The organism is Parabacteroides faecalis (assembly GCF_022809355.1).
Lineage (GTDB): Bacteria > Bacteroidota > Bacteroidia > Bacteroidales > Tannerellaceae > Parabacteroides > Parabacteroides faecalis.
This window is the reverse complement of the sequence record NZ_JAKZMM010000025.1, coordinates 44,436-63,281: the sequence shown is the minus strand read 5'-3', so window position 1 is coordinate 63,281 and position 18,846 is coordinate 44,436. Positions and strand designations below refer to the sequence as shown.

General features: G+C 41.8%; 16 protein-coding genes. 12 read left to right on the top strand and 4 right to left on the bottom strand.

All coding sequences use genetic code 11. The features are described from left to right. The first annotated feature begins 229 nt into the window (after window positions 1–229). From MUN53_RS10725 to MUN53_RS10700, 6 genes are all read left to right on the top strand, one after another. Window positions 230–1,192, top strand: a complete 963-nt coding sequence (locus tag MUN53_RS10725) for a tetratricopeptide repeat protein (RefSeq protein WP_243325414.1) — start codon at window positions 230–232, stop codon at window positions 1,190–1,192. A 164-nt stretch (window positions 1,193–1,356) separates the two neighbouring features. After that, window positions 1,357–1,509 carry a 50S ribosomal protein L34 gene (rpmH, locus tag MUN53_RS10720; RefSeq protein WP_022456740.1) on the top strand — a complete coding sequence of 51 codons (153 nt, stop codon included), beginning with the start codon at window positions 1,357–1,359 and terminating at the stop codon, window positions 1,507–1,509. A 113-nt stretch (window positions 1,510–1,622) separates the two neighbouring features. Next, a complete protein-coding gene (locus MUN53_RS10715; RefSeq protein WP_022456739.1) occupies window positions 1,623–2,252 on the top strand; it encodes a PASTA domain-containing protein in 630 nt (209 codons plus the stop codon). A gap of 2 nt (window positions 2,253–2,254) precedes the next feature. Further along, window positions 2,255–3,361, top strand: coding sequence for an RluA family pseudouridine synthase (locus MUN53_RS10710; protein ID WP_243325413.1), 1,107 nt, complete (start codon window positions 2,255–2,257; stop codon window positions 3,359–3,361). Beyond that, a complete protein-coding gene (locus tag MUN53_RS10705; RefSeq protein ID WP_243325412.1) occupies window positions 3,358–4,335 on the top strand; it encodes a D-alanine--D-alanine ligase in 978 nt (325 codons plus the stop codon). Before MUN53_RS10710 ends, MUN53_RS10705 begins: the two co-directional genes overlap by 4 nt. Before the next feature lie 5 nt (window positions 4,336–4,340). Beyond that, on the top strand, window positions 4,341–5,504 hold the full coding sequence (locus MUN53_RS10700; RefSeq protein WP_243325411.1) for a 1-acyl-sn-glycerol-3-phosphate acyltransferase: 1,164 nt from the start codon (window positions 4,341–4,343) through the stop codon (window positions 5,502–5,504). An 81-nt stretch (window positions 5,505–5,585) separates the two neighbouring features. Here the strand turns inward: MUN53_RS10700 and tamL are convergent, their stop codons facing one another. Both tamL and MUN53_RS10690 read right to left on the bottom strand, forming a co-directional pair. Then, window positions 5,586–7,904 (bottom strand): translocation and assembly module lipoprotein TamL, encoded by a 2,319-nt coding sequence (gene tamL, locus MUN53_RS10695; protein ID WP_243325410.1) that lies wholly within the window; start codon window positions 7,902–7,904, stop codon window positions 5,586–5,588. Then, on the bottom strand, window positions 7,894–12,540 hold the full coding sequence (locus MUN53_RS10690) for a translocation/assembly module TamB domain-containing protein (protein WP_243325409.1): 4,647 nt from the start codon (window positions 12,538–12,540) through the stop codon (window positions 7,894–7,896). The genes tamL and MUN53_RS10690 overlap by 11 nt, the downstream gene beginning before the upstream one ends. A gap of 96 nt (window positions 12,541–12,636) precedes the next feature. Between MUN53_RS10690 and nudC the strand changes: the two genes are divergently transcribed. Then, a complete protein-coding gene (gene nudC, locus MUN53_RS10685; RefSeq protein WP_243325408.1) occupies window positions 12,637–13,431 on the top strand; it encodes an NAD(+) diphosphatase in 795 nt (264 codons plus the stop codon). On the opposite strand, the gene MUN53_RS10680 is transcribed toward nudC, so the two are convergent. Further along, complete coding sequence (locus MUN53_RS10680; RefSeq protein ID WP_243325407.1) at window positions 13,428–14,075, bottom strand: hypothetical protein; 648 nt, start codon at window positions 14,073–14,075, stop codon at window positions 13,428–13,430. The two genes, nudC and MUN53_RS10680, sit on opposite strands and share 4 nt — an antisense overlap. A gap of 233 nt (window positions 14,076–14,308) precedes the next feature. On the opposite strand from MUN53_RS10680, the gene MUN53_RS10675 reads away from it, so the two are divergent. From MUN53_RS10675 to MUN53_RS10655, 5 genes are all read left to right on the top strand, one after another. Further along, window positions 14,309–14,485: a hypothetical protein gene (locus tag MUN53_RS10675; RefSeq protein ID WP_243325406.1), complete on the top strand. Its 177-nt coding sequence runs from the start codon at window positions 14,309–14,311 to the stop codon at window positions 14,483–14,485. Window positions 14,486–14,490: 5 nt separating this feature from the next. Then, window positions 14,491–15,006 (top strand): GNAT family N-acetyltransferase, encoded by a 516-nt coding sequence (locus MUN53_RS10670; protein ID WP_243325405.1) that lies wholly within the window; start codon window positions 14,491–14,493, stop codon window positions 15,004–15,006. A gap of 79 nt (window positions 15,007–15,085) precedes the next feature. Continuing rightward, entirely contained in the window at window positions 15,086–15,748 is a 663-nt protein-coding gene (gene mnmD / locus MUN53_RS10665) for a tRNA (5-methylaminomethyl-2-thiouridine)(34)-methyltransferase MnmD (protein ID WP_243325416.1), read from the top strand. 265 nt (window positions 15,749–16,013) lie between these two features. Further along, window positions 16,014–16,181, top strand: a complete 168-nt coding sequence (locus MUN53_RS10660) for a hypothetical protein (RefSeq protein WP_243325404.1) — start codon at window positions 16,014–16,016, stop codon at window positions 16,179–16,181. A gap of 156 nt (window positions 16,182–16,337) precedes the next feature. Continuing rightward, window positions 16,338–18,395 (top strand): hypothetical protein, encoded by a 2,058-nt coding sequence (locus tag MUN53_RS10655; protein WP_243325403.1) that lies wholly within the window; start codon window positions 16,338–16,340, stop codon window positions 18,393–18,395. Window positions 18,396–18,490: 95 nt separating this feature from the next. On the opposite strand, the gene trxA is transcribed toward MUN53_RS10655, so the two are convergent. Further along, window positions 18,491–18,805, bottom strand: coding sequence for a thioredoxin (trxA, locus tag MUN53_RS10650; protein ID WP_022456728.1), 315 nt, complete (start codon window positions 18,803–18,805; stop codon window positions 18,491–18,493). Window positions 18,806–18,846: the final 41 nt, after the last annotated feature.

Here is an 18,846-nt window from a genome sequence, read left to right as displayed (position 1 = left end):
ATAGAAAATATTTCCATTACTTCTTTGATTTTTATTATTATCCCTTTGACTCTCTAAAGATAAATACTTTTTAAAAGGTCTGGAAGTTTGTAATGCGTCAGCCCTGAAAAGTAACGATCTTTCTATCAAAACGAAACTGTCAAAAAAAGCGCCTCAAATAAAGTAGAATATTTGTTTATTAGGTTGTTTTCTTTATTTTTGCAACGAATATATTATAAGAACAAAGATTATGGGCTTTTTTAAATCATTATTTTCTTCACAACCTAAAGAACCGGCAAACGAAGGAGGTCGGAAAATTGAAGAGAAAAATTTTGATATATTAAAATACGATGGAGTACGCGCACAAAAGATTCATAAATTAGCTTACGCCATTCGCTGTTTTGAAGAAGCATTAAATATTCAGGAAGACTTTGAAACACGTTCGTTTCTGGTAGCGGCCTACGTTGCTTCCGGAAAGCCGGAAGAGGCTTTAACCGTATTGGATAAGATGCGGGAATTAAAGCCCAATGACGTAGACACCTTATTAACACGTATTCAGGTTCTTTTTATGCTTGAAAAAGATACTGAAGTTATCCCCGATTGTCAGGCAATCATTGCAATTCAGCCGGAAAATGCAACAGCTTTCTACTTGATGGCAAGAGCCAAACACGTAACAAACGATTTGTTGGGTGCGATCGCCGACCTGACACGAGCCGTAACCTTACGTGAAGATTTTGCGGATGCGTACCAACTGCGAGCCGAAATCCTGCTGAAAATGCAACAAGGTACGGAGGCCCTGGAAGATATTCAGAAAGTGATCGAACTGAATCCGGAAGAAGATATGGCGTATCTGCTAAAAGGTAGAATCCATGCCATGATGGGAGAAATCGAACAAGCTGATGCCGATTTTCATCAGGTATTGGAACTGAATCCTTTTAATGAAGAGGCAACTCTATTAATCGGCAGACTTCTGATAACCCAAAACAAGTTGGATGAAGCGATCGCCTTTTTCGATGAAGCCATTGAAAATGCTCCGGATCAAGGAAAGTTCTATTCGGAAAGAGGGCGAGCCAAAAACTTGAAAGGCGACAAAGCTGGTGCTTTTGAAGACCTGAAGAAATCAATTGAATTGAATCCGGAAGGAGAAGAAGCCAAACTGGTAGAAGGATCCCATTCCAACTTCGACAACTTATACAAAGGTGGCCTGTATTAACAGTCGGCCAGCTGCAAAATAAGAAGAGGAAGACCGTATTGGAAAGTTCTTAGATGATAAATAAACAATAAAATACAGTCATCTGTTTGTTTATTCAAAAAAAGAACCTATCTTTGCAGCCCGAATAAGTATGCGAATAATAATAAATAAAATCATATAGAGAAATGAAAAGAACATTCCAACCATCTAACAGAAAAAGAAAGAACAAACACGGATTCCGTTCAAGAATGGCTACCGCTAACGGTCGTCGTGTATTAGCAGCTCGTCGTGCAAAAGGTAGAGCAAAACTGACTGTATCTGACGAATACAACGGATAATCAATCCTGTTTGTAAAGCTATAAGGAAAGTAAAGGTTTTTTTCATCAAAAGCCTTTACTTTCTTTGTTTTTATACCTACCTTTGAACTTTGTATCAAAAGGAAGATCAAAATATGAATAATCGCTTTATTAAGATATTAAAGAATCCTTTTGTGATTAGTCTGCTTTTGGCAGTTTTAATCTTATGGGGATTAATCTACGGCACATTGGTATGGCTGGATATATATACCCGTCACAATGAAGCTGTTGTCATTCCTGACGTAAAAGGAATGACCATAGAAGAAGCGGCTCCATTCCTAGCCGAAAAAGGTATTCGCTATAATATTATAGATTCCGTTTTTTCCAAAGATGTTGATCCGGGAGCTATCGTTGAGATCGTGCCGACACCGGGTTCGAAAGTTAAGGAAGGACGTATTGTTTTCGTCACCATCAATGCGAAGACATCCCAGATGGCACGTATTCCTGAAGTACAGGATCTTTCATTCCGGCAGGCTTATGCCCTACTTACTTCTATCGGCTTCAAGGCCATTGAGGTAAAATATGTAGCAGGTGATTATAAAGATTTGGCCATCGGAGTTGAATGGAACGGGAAAATATTGGATGAAGGCCAGCATGTGCCCTTAAATGCCCACCTTACATTAGTTGTTAGTGGAGGATTTGAAGAGTCAGACTCCTTGGCATTGGATAGTTTGAACATGGCTCCGGTCGAATCCTTGGATAGCGAAGAAGAAAATTGGTTTTAATCATGGCAGACTTTATTGACGAAATAGATGAAGAACAGGTAGATGATATGTTGCTCGACGACGAAGAGTCGGCTGCCATCATTACCTCTCCGGAGATTTCGCCCGGTTTGTATGAACATTTTAAAGTGACGGCCGATAAAGGTCAGTCGCTCTTACGCGTTGACAAGTTTTTGGTAGCCCGCCTAGAAGGGACGACACGCAACCGAATCCAATTAGCAGCCGACGCCGGTTGTATTTGGGTAAACGGCCAACCTGTAAAAAGTAATTATCGGGTTAAGCCGTTTGATGTGGTGCAAATCGTAATGGATCGTCCACGCCGGGAAACAGAAATTATCCCTCAAGACATCCCTTTAAATATTGTATACGAAGATGCAGACTTGCTGGTAGTAAACAAACCGGCAGGCATGGTTGTGCATCCGGGTCATGGAAATTATTCAGGAACATTACTGAATGCCATTGCCTACTATCTGCGAGATGAACAACACTTCGACCCTTCTGATCCCCGATTAGGATTGGTTCACCGTATCGATAAAGACACTTCCGGATTATTAGTGATAGCAAAAACACCGGAAGCCAAAAGCAATTTGGGATTACAGTTCTATCATCACACAACAAAACGCTGTTATCGGGCTGTCGTGTGGGGACAATTCCAAGAAGATGAAGGAACAGTGGTCGGGAATATCGGACGAAGTCCCAAAGACAGGTTGCAGATGACGGTTTTCCCGGAAGGAGATCAAGGAAAACATGCCGTCACTCATTATCGGGTATTAGAACGACTAGGCTATGTCACGCTGGTAGAATGCCGGCTGGAAACAGGTCGTACCCATCAGATCCGCGTACATATGAAACATATTGGTCATACTCTCTTCAACGATGAGCGATATGGCGGACACGAAATATTAAAAGGAACAACATTTTCTAAATACAAACAATTTGTGCAGAATTGTTTCACCATTTGTCCTCGTCAGGCTTTACATGCCAAGACATTGGGATTTGTGCATCCTTCAACTGGTAAAGAACTCTTTTTCGATTCAGAAATTCCTGCAGACATGCAAGAACTGATTGACAAATGGCGCATATATGCAACAACTAAAGACTTAGAGTTATGAAAAAGAATATTGCTATTGTAGCAGGAGGAGACTCTTCTGAAATTGTGATTTCTTTGAAAAGTGCGGAAGGAATCTATTCTTTTATTGATAAAGACAAATATAATTTATATATTGCCATCGTAAAGAAAGACGAATGGTCAGTCCGCTTGCCGAACGGCGAACACACGCCAATTGATAAAAATGATTTCAGCTTCTTTGAAAATGGTGAAAAGAAACGCTTTGATTTTGCTTATATCACCATCCATGGAACTCCGGGCGAGGACGGACGATTACAAGGTTATTTCGACTTGATCGGACTGCCGTATTCTTCTTGTGGAATGTTAGTGAGCGCATTGACATTCAACAAGTATGTATGTAATCATTACCTGAATAATTTCGGTGTACGGATTGCAAAATCAATCCGCCTCATGCATGGCGAAAACATCACAGCCGAAGAAGTAGAAGCTAAGTTAGGTCTTCCGGTATTCGTTAAGCCTAATGACGGAGGCAGCAGCTTCGGAGTAACCAAAGTAAAGGAAATATCGGCTTTACCAGCCGCTATCGACAAAGCCTTCGCCGAAGGAAAGGAAGTCGTAATTGAAAGCTTCATTGAAGGAACAGAAGTTACTTGCGGATGCTACAAAGTAAAAGGCAAAGAAGTAGTTTTCCCTGTTACGGAAGTTGTAACATCAAACGAATTCTTTGATTTCGATGCCAAATACAATGGTCAGGTACAAGAAATAACTCCGGCACGTATCTCTCCGGAATGGACAAAGAAGGTACAAAGTGAAACGTCGCGAATTTATGATCTGTTAGGAGCCAAAGGATTGATCCGTGTAGATTACATCATTCCGGCAGACGGCGAACCTTGTCTGCTCGAAATCAACACAACACCGGGTATGACGGGTACCAGCTTCATTCCTCAACAAGTAAGGGCTGCCGGACTAAATATTACCGACGTGATGAATGATATAATAGAAAACGAGATAAACTAAAGGATATGGATACAGGAACAGTTTCTCCAAATTTTGAGGATATTCGCCCTCTCAACCAGGATGAAGTACAAGCGGCCATAGAAGAGCTGCTGGCTTCGGAAGAGTTTAGGCACGCGCTCCGGTATGTCAAACCTGATTTAGATTGGGACCAGTTGAGTACCGCCATGCGAGCTTGCAAGACGAAAGAACAGTTTAAGTCAACCTTGGCGTATGATGCTGTCATGACAGTGGCTAAAAAGACGACCTTTTCGTTAACCATTTCGGGTCGTAGCCGTCTGCCAGAAGGAAAACCGGCTTGTACGTTTATTTCTAATCACCGTGATATCGTACTGGATGCGTCTTTCTTGAATGTCATGTTGTATGATGTAGGTTATGGAATGACACAAGTAGCCATCGGAGATAATCTGCTGATTCGTCCATGGATTAAAACGTTCGTTCGGTTAAACAACAGCTTTATTGTCAAACGAGGAGTCTCTGTCCGCCAAATGTTGGAAGTAAGTGGTACACTTTCTGCCTACATTAATCATACCATCAAAGACACCAAAGAATCTATCTGGATTGCCCAACGGGAAGGCCGTGCAAAAGATTCGAACGACCGTACCCAACCCAGTGTGCTGAAAATGCTCTGCATGGCTGGCGGGAAAGATATTATCGGCAACCTGAAATCATTAAATATTGTTCCTGTAGCTATTTCTTATGAATTTGATCCTTGCGATTACCTGAAAGCACAAGAATTTCAACTGAAACGGGATAATCCGGAATATCATAAGACGCAGCGAGATGATTTGCTGAATATGGAAACGGGTATCTTAAATAATAAAGGTCGCGTTCATTTCACAATCAGTCAGCTAATCAATGATCAGTTAGATCAGTTAGATCCGAACATGGACCGGAACGAATTGTTTGCCGCTGTTGCATCCATCATTGATAAAGAAATTTATCGTCATTATCGTTTCTATCCGAATAATTATGTAGCTTATGATCTGTTAAGCGGCACACGCCGATTCTCTGATCATTACGGACTGAAAGACAAGAAAGCATTTGAAGAATATTTACAGAAGCAGCTCGACAAGATTGTCATCCCCAATAAAGATGAGAATTTCCTGCGGAAGAAAATCCTCGAAATGTATGCCAATCCACTGAAGAACTTTCTGGCATTAAATGACTGACAAAAGAATAGATCTACGAAAAGAGAAGGAGTTTGAAATAGAAATTCCTTCTCTTTTCTTTTTGTGAGCTTCCAAAAACATTTAGAACGGATAGCCGATAGCCAAATGTAAACCGAGTCCGTCTTTAAACTTAGGAATGTTGTAATAACCTTTCTTTCCAGTATCGTAAGGGACATGCAAACCAATACCACAATCAACGCGGACGACAATAAAATCAAGATCATAACGAACACCTACTCCAGTTCCCAAGGCCAGATCTTTGATGAAGCTTCCCCATTTCAATTGTGCGCCAGGACGGTTAGGATCTTCATGGATCAACCAAATATTACCGGCATCCAAGAAAGCAGCTCCGTGTAAATCACCAAAGATCGGGAAACGGTATTCCAAATTTGCCTCTAACTTAAGATCTCCTGTCTGGTCGATATATCCATATTTATTGTCGGGATTCGGAACAAAACGTCCCGGACCAATACTACGAATCGTAAATGCACGAATACTGTTTGCTCCACCAATATAAAATTGTTCACTATATGGCGTTGAGTGATTCTCGGCATTACCATAACCATAAATGGCACCAACCAACAAACGACCAACCAGATGATGATTCTTTTTCAGCAGATAGTCATAACGAATTTCCGAACTGACTTTTACAAACTGAGAAAAGACATTACCCAAGAAATTCTTGTTTTCCTCTTTAAAGCTTTTCCCTGCCAAAGCATAAAAGCCACTCAATATATTTCCGGACTGGGTAACTGACGATTGCCACCACAAATGATGCTTCTTCTCTTGAAGCGGAGAGTCATCATATGTATATGTATAACTCATCGCCGGAATAAACTGATCCTTTAAACTCAGATAAAGAGCCTTGTTGGCATTCGTAATCGAATCGAAAGTTGCAGTTGTATGTTGCAATTTATTATATGTCAACTTAAATGGCGTTACTGAATGATGACTGGTAGCCGAGCTTTGAAAGTCAAGTGTAGCACTTCCTCCAAAAGAAAGCATCTTGAAGAACTTGGCCCGATTCATTTGATCCGTATAGATACGGAATGTAGTACTTGACGGATACTTCAAATTACGTTCCAAATAACCCGGGAAAAGCAGATGAGGCAAAGTCAAAGTACTGCTCAATCCCATTTCATAACTATTCATCAGAGAAGAGGCGCCATCTACTCGATTACCGGTCTGCCATTCGTACGAACCCTTCAATTGAACACCCCAAGATTCACCTCCACCAAATACATTCCGTTTGGTCATACTAAAGATAGCTCCCGGACCCGTCTGATCATTACTTTTGGTCGTAACATTAAATTCCAACTCTCCATCCAATGGCAAATCATACGCTGTATTAATTCGCAGATCGAGGGTTTTACAACGACGAGTTGTGTCTTGTGGCATATATTGCATCTCCGCATACTTAAAAATACCCAAGCGAGAAAGAGCCGTTTGAGTTTCCATCTGCTTGGTATTAGAATAACGTTCACCGGGTTTAAACGTCAGTTTCCGGTAAAGCACAGCCGGACGAACCCGTAACTTTTCCTCATACAGAATCGTCAAATCTTTATAAAGCAGCGTATCCGTTGGCAGCTCGTTATTATAACCATTCAGTGCCACGGTTATGTTACCAATGTTCCAAGGGCGTAAAGCTTCCCTCGGTACGTTATTAGAAGAAACGACCTTCAAGGATACTTTTCCAGGAGTTCGTACCGTATCGGCTTGATAAGTGATATATTCCGGACGGAAATAATAATATCCGTTATCACGCAATAAAGTACTGATACGCTGACGCTCGGCTTCCAATACTGTAACACTAAAGTTATCTCCTTTCTTCAACAGCGAACGGGTTGCATTTGCCATAACAATTGTATCCGTCCGATGACGACGTTGTGCATATTGGATACTATCATACGTATAAGGATCTTTCATACTTATCTGATAATCGATCTTCGCCTGCTTCGGATCCTTCGGATTTGGAACAAGTGTATAAGAAGTCTTTCCATTGAAATATCCATATTCTTTCAATAAGTTGTCCGCCACCTTGATTCGTACATCCGGATTGACATTCGTAATATAAACAGGCTTGGCTGCCAGTTTACGGAAAAGCCATTGCCCAACTTTCCCTTTCTTATTAACCAATGCATTATACATCCACAAACCAAAAGGGAAAGGAATACGGACAGACGAACTTCCCAGCAACGCATTGTTGGGAGGATAACTCAAAGCAGCCTCGACTTCCTCAAGTGTAACGTCACCTTCAGGAGTCGAATCCCGATCCATGATCTCGATCTTTCGAATACCCGTATAGAGAACTTCATCTTCCGGCAGATGCTTCGTAACCGAGCATGAAACCAAAGATAGAAAGATCAGGCCGATATATATTATCCACAAGTTAGTTTTCATCTTCTTTTGTTTTCTCCTTGTTGTTTTCCTCTTTCTGAGGTTTTGTCTTGTTTCTCTTGAAAATAAACAGTTCCCGCATATATTGCATCTTCTTATGCAAAACAATACCGGCACCCGTCTCCGTTAATTCGCCTTCCAACAAACTCTCATAGTCTTTATTATGGAAAAGTTTGACATAACGTGTTCCACTCGGATCAAGGCGGTATTCGATAGATACATTATCGATAAACGGCTGAGCCTGTCCCTGATTAATGTCCTCTCCGGTAGAAATTCGTCCACCCAACACAATCCGAATCCGGTCGTTATAGAAACGTTTGGCAAAGCGGAAAGAATAATCAGTCCGTTTGGTTCCATCACCATTGGTATCATAACTTTCCATACCGAAGTTAATATCTAATGACTTGGCAGCACTTCCGACAATATTATTGATTTCACTCTGCAAGAAACTATTCAATGCTGCACCCATATTCAGATTTGCTTTCCCTGTAGTTGAACTACCCGCCAAATACATACCTGTTACCAACATACTAACAGCCTGTTTAGCCTTCTCTTCTTCACCCATCCGTGCTAACTGTTCCTGTATGGCCGCATCTTCAGGAGCATCCAAGATAAACTTTAATCCTAGATTCTCTAATCGTTGTGTCAATTGGATTCCTACATCAAAGTTTACCATCCGAGAACTACCATCATCCAAGGCTGCTGAAGTCCGAATCCTCTCCGTTGCCGTTATATTCATACTAGGATCCATAGGATCACCACTCCATTGAATATAACTTCCGTTCTGCACATTAAACTCTTTCAACGGAATGACAGGAAGCGAGTACTTGATCGTTCCACTACTTAATGTATAACGCCCATTCAGAATCATATCACCCATCGGTGTATACTGAAAAGAAAGATCGCCTCCTCCTTCCAGATTCACATGACTGGATTGATCGGGAGTTAAATCAGCATTAATCTGTACTGCCTGATCAATATGGATTGTCATCAACATATCCATTCCACCCAATGGCAATGCCGAAACCCGCGGTCTCTTTCCTAAAATAGTATCTTCTTCAAACGAAGTGAATGTTACCAAACCCGATAACCGGTCTTGTACCGTCAATGGAGAATCTTTCAATACATACGTCACATTTGTTCCACCCAACAAATGCAAATCACCTCGCATGATCAAAGAGTTCAGCGGTCCTTTTATCGTTGAATTCAAGTTGACATACATTTTACCGTACACCAGACTTTCTTTATTCCGCTTTGTATTGAGCAACTGCATATTTTGGGCAGTCATTGTCATATCGGCAATCATATTCGAAGGATCGGAGAAATTAACAGTTCCATCTATGACAAACGGATTCTGTCCGGTCGCCAGAATCTGATACTTATTAAAATGGATACGATTATCACCCACAACGATCTGACGCGGATCAAACTTCAATGTCGTATTGGCTGCCGTAACAAACATACTTGCCGAATCCAATTGCATAAATCCCCGAATATCGGGAGCCTGACTTGTTCCGGATATATTCATTTCACCCAACAACTTACCTTTCAAAGAAGCCATATCATCCGGAATAAAAGGATTCAGCATGACTAACGGCAAATCTGTAATCTGCATTGTTCCTTCAATACTATCATTAATGCCGCTTTGATAGTAAACGAAGGAATTCATAAACTCTTCTGTATCTCGGAAGGCATGAATATCAACTTGATGTTCTTTATCCGAAACAGGCAGATACACGGCACTCAACAATAAATCACCTACCCGCTTCTTTTCATAATGAAGAGAATCAATACTTATACCTCCAGTCATCGTATAAGAACTGTCAGACGGCATATATTGGAAATCCGCATTCAGCAAACCTTCCAACTCCGGCATATATGCAGAAAATCCCTTCGATATTTCATGCAGGTCCACTTGTCCTAAAGCTGCATGTATTTCATTCAGTCCACTATCCACCGGATGTGTATCAATTTGCAAGAATGCATTTTGCCGGCCTTTCAGCAAGAAGTCTGCTGAAATATCCTTCTCATTGCGAATCAGAATATAATTATCCTCATTTAAAGTAAATGGATTGAAGGCTAAAATAGGTTCATAAGGGAAGAAATGTAATCTTACTCCACCTTCGTCTTCTTTCTGGACACTACCACCCAACAAAATTCCTGTTTTTCCTTTTTCGTTAGTAAACTTCAACAAGGCATCTGCATATCCTGTCAATAATTTACCACTCAACATCGCAGAGAACGGAGCCTGTTTCTTGAACTTGTTCTTTACCACACCGGCTTCATAGAAAATACCCACGGTATCTTGCCATAAACGCATCTTGATTGTATCCAACAAGAAAGTATCCCGCAGCAGTTTATACACACCTCCATCTACTTGTATTCCCTTTTCCGGCGAAGTATTCATATTTAATTCCAACTGTTGGAAATTGAGGGAATACATATTCATAAAGTTATAAATCGGATTATCTTTCTGAGCTGTTACTTTCAGCTGCAGTTCAGGTAACATCGGGCGCAACAATGCCAAACGAACTATTGAGTCCTGTGCCATCTGCCTGTCTATTTCTTTAGAGATCACTCCAAAGTTTTCACTCAACCCATTTAATCCTTTATTTCCCTGCAAACGGATCGCTAAATCGCCGGCATGGAAGGAAACAAATGTAGAATCGGTTTCCGTACGGGCTTTCAAGATGAGAGTTTTCGGCTTAACTTTTGTCGTTTCGGTAACGATTTCCCAGTTTCCCAACGTTAAATCAGCCTGATGATGATCTTTCATATCCGTCTCAGCCTCAGCAAACAGTTGAAATGATGTTGAGAAAGGTTTATCCATCAGATGAAAACCATACAAATCCAAATGTTGCATATCTGCAATCAACATGGCCTGAATCCAATTCTTCTTCAAGGTCGCATTCAAAGTCACATCCATTTCAGCTAACGGATAACGACTATTCAGATCCAAGATGGCAAAGTTGTCTTTCAAGGATCCTTTTATCGTAATATCAGAAATGGAAGAACTTCCATAACGAAGGTCTCCGATCTTTCCATCCAGATTCACCCATGTCAATGAATCAAATGCATTGGTTCCTTGTCCTTCTGCTTGAATAGAAGCAGTCATCCAATAAAGTGAATCATTGGGCATAAAGTGATTCGGCTCCAGACTGTCTATCTCAAAGGAAGCCTTAAAACGATTCTCGTGGGCATCAAATAAGGATTTCAGTTGGATCTTTCCTTGTCCTTCCCGCAATAGCAGACTCCCGGCATACTTTTGTCCTGCAAGCCGTACGTTACCACTCAGCATCATCCGTTTAGGAATACGATAGTTACTCCGGCTTTCTTCAGGCAGGAAATCCAACAGAAAATCCAAGTTGTCGGTAAAAAGTTTCAATTCCACCTCACCATCTCTTTGCTTCTCGTTTTGCAGAGACGAGCCTTTCCCTTGTGTCCGGATAGAAAATGCTCCCGGAAGCTGAGCATCCAACTTATTTAATTCCAAAGCGGCTAAATTTCCCTTTGCCTCTGCCTGGATTCGCAGACTTGTATCCGGATAAGCCCGTATGACTTCTTCGGGCAACTCACCAGCCAACGTCACGATATCCTGTTTTCCCAAATCTGCCCAGAATGTTACATCCATCCGGTCTTTAGGCTTTTTTGCGAAGGCTGCATACGGTATATTTCCTTTCAGCTCGGCTTCCGAATGTAATGTTTCCAGAACCAGTTTCGGAATTTCCAAGGATGCTTGATTTCCTTTTATTTGTCCTTCAAAACGTTTGATCTCTAATCCGGAACGTTCTTTGGCAACCAACTTGTTAATATCCGCCCGAACAGTCTGACCAGCATAGAGCAGTGAACTTAAATCTATTTCTATATCTGATAAAGCAATGTGCGAAGGATCTAATCCTTTTAACGGAGCAGCTTCGCCAGTATCATAATTCAAAGCCGAACCGACGTATGTAAATTTATCGGCCAAGTAACTGGCATTCTTTAGATCTATTTCTCCGCCTCTTAAACGGGCTTCCGTGATAAAGCCAGACATACGCAGTGAATCTCCGGGCATTTGTAAAGCCAAGGCTACACGGGTGAGATCTATTTTCTCTAATTTCAAAAGCCAATTGACCGGAGCAGACGCTGTTGTATCAGGAGGAGTTGTCGGTTCTGTCATAAAGACGGTAACCGTTGCATCCGATAAAGCCAAGTTATTCAATGTTCCTTTCTCCGTAGCCAGACTGATCCGATCCGCCCGTGCCAGGAAATCTCCGATAAAGCCTTTTACTTCAATTCCATCTATCAAGTTTCCGGTATTGACCCGAAGGTTCTTTAATCCGACAGATTCCACCAGTAGTTCTTTACTGAGTAAGGGTATCGGACGAATACTGATATTCAAGTCTTCCAACATGAATAACGTATCAGCCGGAACAGAATCTTGGATAACTTCTATTCCGTGAATATTCAGTTGGATCGGGAATGAAAGACGAATACGTTCAATGCCTATATGCATTCCGGTACTTTTGCTGGCGTAATAAGTGGCCTGTCTCACTGCAAAGTTTTGAAATGCCGGAATGTATAATAATATCGAAAGTATGATGGCCAATATAATTGGTATCAAACAGAAGATACAGATTCTTTTTACCCAAACATTCATCTATTAAGGATTACTTTTATGCAAATATATAAATAAACAAGTCGAGAGACGAATAAGTTTTCTTTAATTTGCAACTTCATTTTAGGATAGAAAGATATGGAAAAGCAAAATAAGGCTTGTTACTGGTTCTTGTTCTTCCAAGACAAGCTATTACTGAAAAAGAACAATGGCAGTTATCAGATTCCTTATCAGGAAAATGCTCCTTTCGGTACAGACAACTCCTTTGAAGTTGTGCTGGATTCTTCGTTATCGGCACGGGCCGCATCACTCTCGCATGAGATAACTGAAGATGAACAATGGATCATGATCGGCTTGCGTGCCAGCTGGAATTATTTACCGCTCGATTGGTACAAACGAGCAGGAAAGGCGCATCAGCTGGTACATTGGGATCGCAACAGTCGTTTTTGTCCGGCTTGCGGAAAACCTTTGGCATGGCATACGGTCATCTCTAAATACTGCGATTCCTGCCATCAGGAATTTTATCCGGTTATTTCTCCGGCCATGATCGTATTGATCCGTCGGGGTGAGGAAGTTTTGTTGGTACATGCCCGCAATTTCCGAGGAAGTTTTCACGGACTGGTGGCCGGTTTTCTGGAAGTGGGAGAAACACTGGAGCAATGTGTCCGACGGGAAGTAATGGAAGAAACCGGACTCACGATCAAGAATATCACCTATTTTGGCAGTCAGCCTTGGCCTTATCCAAGCGGTATTATGATTGGGTTCTTCGCCGATTATGAAAGTGGAACCATCAAGCTTCAAGATGATGAATTAAGCGCCGGTTCTTTTTTCAGTAAAGAGAATCTACCCGAACTTCCGGCCAAACTAAGTATTGCCCGCCGTATGATTGACTGGTGGCTTGCCGGCGAACCAGCGGAAAAGCCAGCTTTCTAATGTAATCCGGGCACCGGACCTATCAAAGCCTTCTTCTTGGGCTTTGTAACTTGGCTGTCGGGTTTTAGGATCAGCTCAGGATGTTCTTCCCGAAACTTCTTTTGCTTTTGATAAATCTGCAAAGCCGGGATATCGTTATAAATCTTATACGTATTCCGGCTGGCATTCTTCTTAAACTGCCGGTATTTCGGACTTAACAAATAGGAAAGAAAATCATTGAAATCATGCCCGGTAGGTTTAACGGCCGTCTGTTTGACTTGTCCGGGAATCGTATATACCAACGGATTGACTTTCAAATCAGGTTCTTTGACTTCTATCGGCTCACGCATGGCCGCCTGTGGTGGCATGTCTTTCCAACTCTTCTTTCCTTCTACCAGCACACTTTTATCCAATTTGATATATTCGGAGAAATCCTTCGTAAAAGGAACTTTCGACGAAGCACTTTTCATCTTCCCTACCGGATTGAGATTAATGAACGTCCCATTCTGAATAGAACGTTGAAACTCCGGATTCAGTCTCAATGTATCCTTACCCGACAAGATATTAGCCAGGCGAATAGAATCTTCCTTACTCCAAGTCTGCGCATAAACGGTATGAACATATTGAGCACATACCACCATTCCTATCAACCAACACCTCCTCATAATCTGCTATCAACAATGCGCAAAAGTAGAGATATAACCTTTTCTGCCTCATCTTTTTCTATTAAATAGTTTTACCGGATTGTGAAATTAACAAAATCAATTACCCAAAATACCACAATAAAAATTGAATCTACCTCAAAGAGGACAAACATTCTTTGAAAGAATCTATTGGAAGTAAAATACTAAAACCCTATCTTTGTATCCATTCATAAACCTTGTAAACAACAATAACTATGAAAGCAAAGTATCCATTTAAAGAGACACCTATCTTATACGGCAAATCCGCAGAACGTTTTGACCGTTTAATGGAGGAAGTTGATAACATGAGTCAAGAAGAGCGTCGGAAAAATTGGGAAGAACTGGAGAAAGAGTACAAAGAGATTTGTAAAGAAATAGAAATTTGTATTTGATGTCTATGAAAGTAGTTCAACTCACCTCCGACTATGAAATGAAGCCATTCGATTGCGGAGATACCGAATTGAATGGTTTTTTATTAAATGAAGCAAAAGCCTTTTCTAAAAACCGTTTAGCCAATACATTCCTCATATGTGATGGGGATGTTATTATTGGTTATTTTAGCCTATTCAATGACAAGATTTCTAAACAAGAGGTATCGAAAGCTGTTTGGAGAAAAATCAAGAAACTTTTTCCTCATTCAAAACATTTTGGAAGTTACCCAGCGGTAAAGATTGGACGTTTTGCTATTGCATTACAATACAGAAACTGTGGTATGGGACGTAAAATGATGGTGGTTCTTCAATATCGCTTAAAAAAAGAAATTAGTAGTTCTACTTTCCGATTCCTGACAGTCGATGCCTATCTCGAAGCTATTCCGTTTTATGAACGTAATGGTTTCAAACGGTTGGACCCGGAAGAAATAGCAGGGAACACTCGCACTATGTTTTTCGACATGATGCAACTCGACTTTTAAAGGAATTGTATTTCCTTGTCTATGAATATTCCGTTACCTTTGCCCAATAATAGATTGCAGGAAGATGGAACAGAAAAATATGGAAAGAGTCTTGCAGGTAACGGCCGACGGCAGTCATACCTTGTTTATTCCGGAGATGAACGAGCATTATCATTCGGTCAACGGAGCCTGGCAGGAATCCAAATATATCTTTATCGAAGCGGGACTTCATGCGGTGGATAAATCGGTTATTCATTTACTGGAGATAGGCTTCGGTACAGGTTTGAATGCCTTGCTGACATGGAAGGAACTGGAAGAAGTTCTGACCGACAAGCAGGTAATTTATCATAGCATTGAATTGTATCCGTTGTCGGAAAACTTGGTCTCTTCTCTGAACTATGGAGAGCTTGTCTGGCCCGAACAGAAAGACCGCTTTCAAGAACTTCACCAAGCACCTTGGAACCAGGAAGTAGCATTGTCGGACCGATTCACCTTGCATAAAATAGAAGGCGACAGCAATCAATGTGCCTTCCCTAGCGACATCGACTTGATTTATATGGATGCTTTTGCACCGGAAAAGCAACCGGAAATGTGGAGCCAACCTTTCTACGACAAACTCTATGCTCATGCTGCCAACGGGGCCGTGTTAGTTACCTACTGTGCCAAAGGCGATGTCCGCCGCGGCATGCAGGCTGCCGGATTTCAGATGGAACGTTTACCGGGTCCTCCGGGGAAACGTCATATCTTACGCGGTCGGAAATAAAACGGATATCATTTTGTCAGTTTTGTCAAAATGTCAAAAGAAGTCATCTATTTTTGCGTTCTACGGATACAAGTACAGGAATGATTCCGTACAGGCGATTCTCAGCGAGTTAAGGATTGACGTTTTGGCTTGTTAAAAACCTTATTTACTTGCAGGATGAATTTCAAGAAAGAAATTGATGCTTGCCTTTGGGGGATGTGTTTATTTTTTCGTCTATTTTAATAGAGATTTGTCAACGAAAAACAGCACTGATTTGAGATCATTTTTGGGAAGAATAGAGGATGAAAAAGGCACGCTAAAGGCAATTTTCAGAATTTATGCCGGGAAAAAACAAAAACACGCCGGCTTTTTAGGAAAAGATAGTAGGAAACGTTTCCGTTTCTGCCTACCTTTTTCTTCAAAAACAACGACTTTCAAGTCTATTTTCCCGTAAAAAATCGCCTTTTCTTCGTATTTTTAGGCAGGAAATGGCTCCTCTAACGGGAAAAACAGTTCTTTTTCTTAAAAAGACGTGTTACGGAAAATCCTGTTTTTCTGACAAAAAGTTTCAAACCAAGTATATAAACAACCTAAATAACAGATAGCTATTATGTGGAAAAAAGTAATGACGTGGGTCCTTGGCCTCTGCACCAGCTGGACCGTAAACGGACAAAAAGCCGGACAAGCCGACTTGAAAGTCACTCAAACAGCCAACCAGACGTATGCCGTTGCCTTTACGCTTAGTGGAGAAAACGTACTGCAATCTCCCGCCGAAGGCTTATGGTCGGTTGCTACGGATTGGCAAAACGACTGGATGAGTGCCTGGGTTCACGGCTCGCCTACGCAAAAAGAAAACGTAAACGGTTGGACAATCCTAACCGGGAAATTGCCAATCGGGCAAGGAGAAATGCTTGTCCGGGATGCTTACCGATTAGAAGAAAACGGACTGATCCATGGAATTCGCCGATATCAGTGGGCAGGAAAAGACACACTTCGCAAAGCTTCCTTATCCGTTCGTTTCCAATGGCGAGATGGAGGATTAAAGCCCTTCATGCCAGGTATCTTATACTATGGCAATCCGGCCGGAGCCAAGGTAAACGACAAGATTATACCGGTTTATACCAGTCAACCGGGGGAATTTGCCATTTTCGAGGACCATCGTTACCCGATGCCGTTTTGTATGCTCGAACAAGCCGGGAAGTTAAAAGCAGCCGCTCTGCATACTGTTCCCAGTCCGGTACGAGGAGCCCGTTTGGCCGACCAATGGTGGTCGATGGGAGTTGAAACCTATGCCGACCGAACCGAGTTTGTTCTTTATTCCGGTCCTATTGGATACAACCGGCAGCATAGCGTGGCCAAAGCGTTACAACACCAGCCTATGAAATATACGGATACGTATCTGGACATGGAACCCGGACGTATTGTAGAGAAGGAATTTTATATCCAAGTATATCCTATCGGGCAAGAAGGAAGCGGATTTGAACAACCGCTCTACACGGCGCTGGAAATGTACCAGCCTTTCGATGCCGATGCCTTTACTTCTTTTGACGAAATTATCCGGGCCAAGTATCATTTCGCCCAAACCCGTTGGTTGGATGAAGGTGATGTGAAAGGATTCGGAATGTATGAAAAGAGTTATCGGAAAGATATCGTCATGGGCTGGTGCGGACAAGCCGGATCGTTGGGATATGCGCTTCAATGCCTGGATAAAGAATTAAATGATCCGAAGATTACCGACTATGTACAACAGTCTCTCGATTTTCTTGCCACCTATCCGGTGAAGGAAGACGGAATGTTTCCGGTAGGTTATTTCCTCGACAAGAAAGAATACCACGGTGGCGATCCGGTATCGTGCGGACAAGCCATGTATAATATTGCCAAAGCCATCGAAGTTGCCCGTAAAAGTGGGAAATACAATACAAGCCAATGGGAAACATTCCTGAAAAAGGCTTGCGACGGACAAGCAAACCGTATCCTGAAAGCCGACTGGCGTCCTTACTCGACGGCAGAAGGATTCCTGATCGCTCCATTAATCCTATCTCACCAGTTATTCGGAAAAGAAGCGTATAAAGAGGCAGCTGTTAAAGCAGCTTCCGTTTTTGCGGAAAGACATTTAACCATGCGCGAACCGTATTGGGGAGGAACACTCGACGCTACTTGTGAGGATAAAGAAGGAGCCTGGGCAGCTTTCCAAGGATTTGCTTCCCTTTACGAAGTATTGAAGGAGGAAAAGTATCTGGCTTGGGCGAAACATGCCATGGATGTATGCCTGAGTTATACCGTTGTCTGGGACATTCCGTTGCCACCGGGACGAATGGCGGATCATCATTTCCGCACAACCGGCTGGACAGTCGTTTCACCTCAGAACCAACATATTGATATTTATGGAGTCATGTTCACACCCGAAGTGTATAAAATGGGCATTTGGCTGAACAATGAATCCCTTAAAAAGCTGGCGAAAGTTATGTATCGCAGTTGCTTCCAACTGACGAATCCTTACGGAAGTCAGGGAGAACAGTTACAACAGACCAACTTTGCCCAGCATGGAGATATGTCGAACGTCCATAAATTACGTGGTGGCTATTCGGAAAGCTGGACCGTATTCTGGATCACAGCCCACTTCCTGAATGCCGGAGCCCGTTTCGCTGAAATGAATGTCCGACCTTAAAAGATAAAACAGAAAAGCGGGACTGATACGACAACCGGAATTTTCATCCGAATCTTGTATCAGTCCCGCTTTTTATACTTTGTACCTTATGAAACTTATAATAAAGCTTCTATCTTCTGAACGAATTTGTCTTTGCTGGTAGCACCTACAATCTTATCCACCACTTCTCCGTTCTTGAAGAACAAAACTGTAGGGATGTTACGGATACCGAATTGACCAACTACATCGTCGTTGTTATCAACGTCCATCTTACCAATAGTAACTCGTCCTTCATATTCCTGAGCCAACTCGTCGATAATCGGCGCAACCATGCGGCAAGGACCACACCATTCTGCCCAGAAATCAAGAACCATAGGTTTACCTGCGTTCAGGTACTCTTCGAAATTGCTGTCTGTAATTTGTAAAGCCATATTATAAAATGATTTAAATTCAAATTCCTTTGTCAAAGCGA

Bases quoted from the DNA above. Each gene is read 5' to 3' on its own strand.
- tamL (WP_243325410.1), bottom strand. From the start codon at position 7,904: ATGAAAACTAACTTGTGGATAATATATATCGGCCTGATCTTTCTATCT.
- MUN53_RS10700 (WP_243325411.1), top strand. From the start codon at position 4,341: ATGGATACAGGAACAGTTTCTCCAAATTTTGAGGATATTCGCCCTCTC.
- MUN53_RS10670 (WP_243325405.1), top strand. From the start codon at position 14,491: ATGAAAGTAGTTCAACTCACCTCCGACTATGAAATGAAGCCATTCGAT.
- mnmD (WP_243325416.1), top strand. From the start codon at position 15,086: ATGGAAAGAGTCTTGCAGGTAACGGCCGACGGCAGTCATACCTTGTTT.
- nudC (WP_243325408.1), top strand. From the start codon at position 12,637: ATGGAAAAGCAAAATAAGGCTTGTTACTGGTTCTTGTTCTTCCAAGAC.
- MUN53_RS10690 (WP_243325409.1), bottom strand. From the start codon at position 12,540: ATGAATGTTTGGGTAAAAAGAATCTGTATCTTCTGTTTGATACCAATT.
- MUN53_RS10655 (WP_243325403.1), top strand. From the start codon at position 16,338: ATGTGGAAAAAAGTAATGACGTGGGTCCTTGGCCTCTGCACCAGCTGG.
- MUN53_RS10725 (WP_243325414.1), top strand. From the start codon at position 230: ATGGGCTTTTTTAAATCATTATTTTCTTCACAACCTAAAGAACCGGCA.
- MUN53_RS10705 (WP_243325412.1), top strand. From the start codon at position 3,358: ATGAAAAAGAATATTGCTATTGTAGCAGGAGGAGACTCTTCTGAAATT.
- MUN53_RS10715 (WP_022456739.1), top strand. From the start codon at position 1,623: ATGAATAATCGCTTTATTAAGATATTAAAGAATCCTTTTGTGATTAGT.
- trxA (WP_022456728.1), bottom strand. From the start codon at position 18,805: ATGGCTTTACAAATTACAGACAGCAATTTCGAAGAGTACCTGAACGCA.
- MUN53_RS10710 (WP_243325413.1), top strand. From the start codon at position 2,255: ATGGCAGACTTTATTGACGAAATAGATGAAGAACAGGTAGATGATATG.
- MUN53_RS10680 (WP_243325407.1), bottom strand. From the start codon at position 14,075: ATGAGGAGGTGTTGGTTGATAGGAATGGTGGTATGTGCTCAATATGTT.
- rpmH (WP_022456740.1), top strand. From the start codon at position 1,357: ATGAAAAGAACATTCCAACCATCTAACAGAAAAAGAAAGAACAAACAC.
- MUN53_RS10675 (WP_243325406.1), top strand. From the start codon at position 14,309: ATGAAAGCAAAGTATCCATTTAAAGAGACACCTATCTTATACGGCAAA.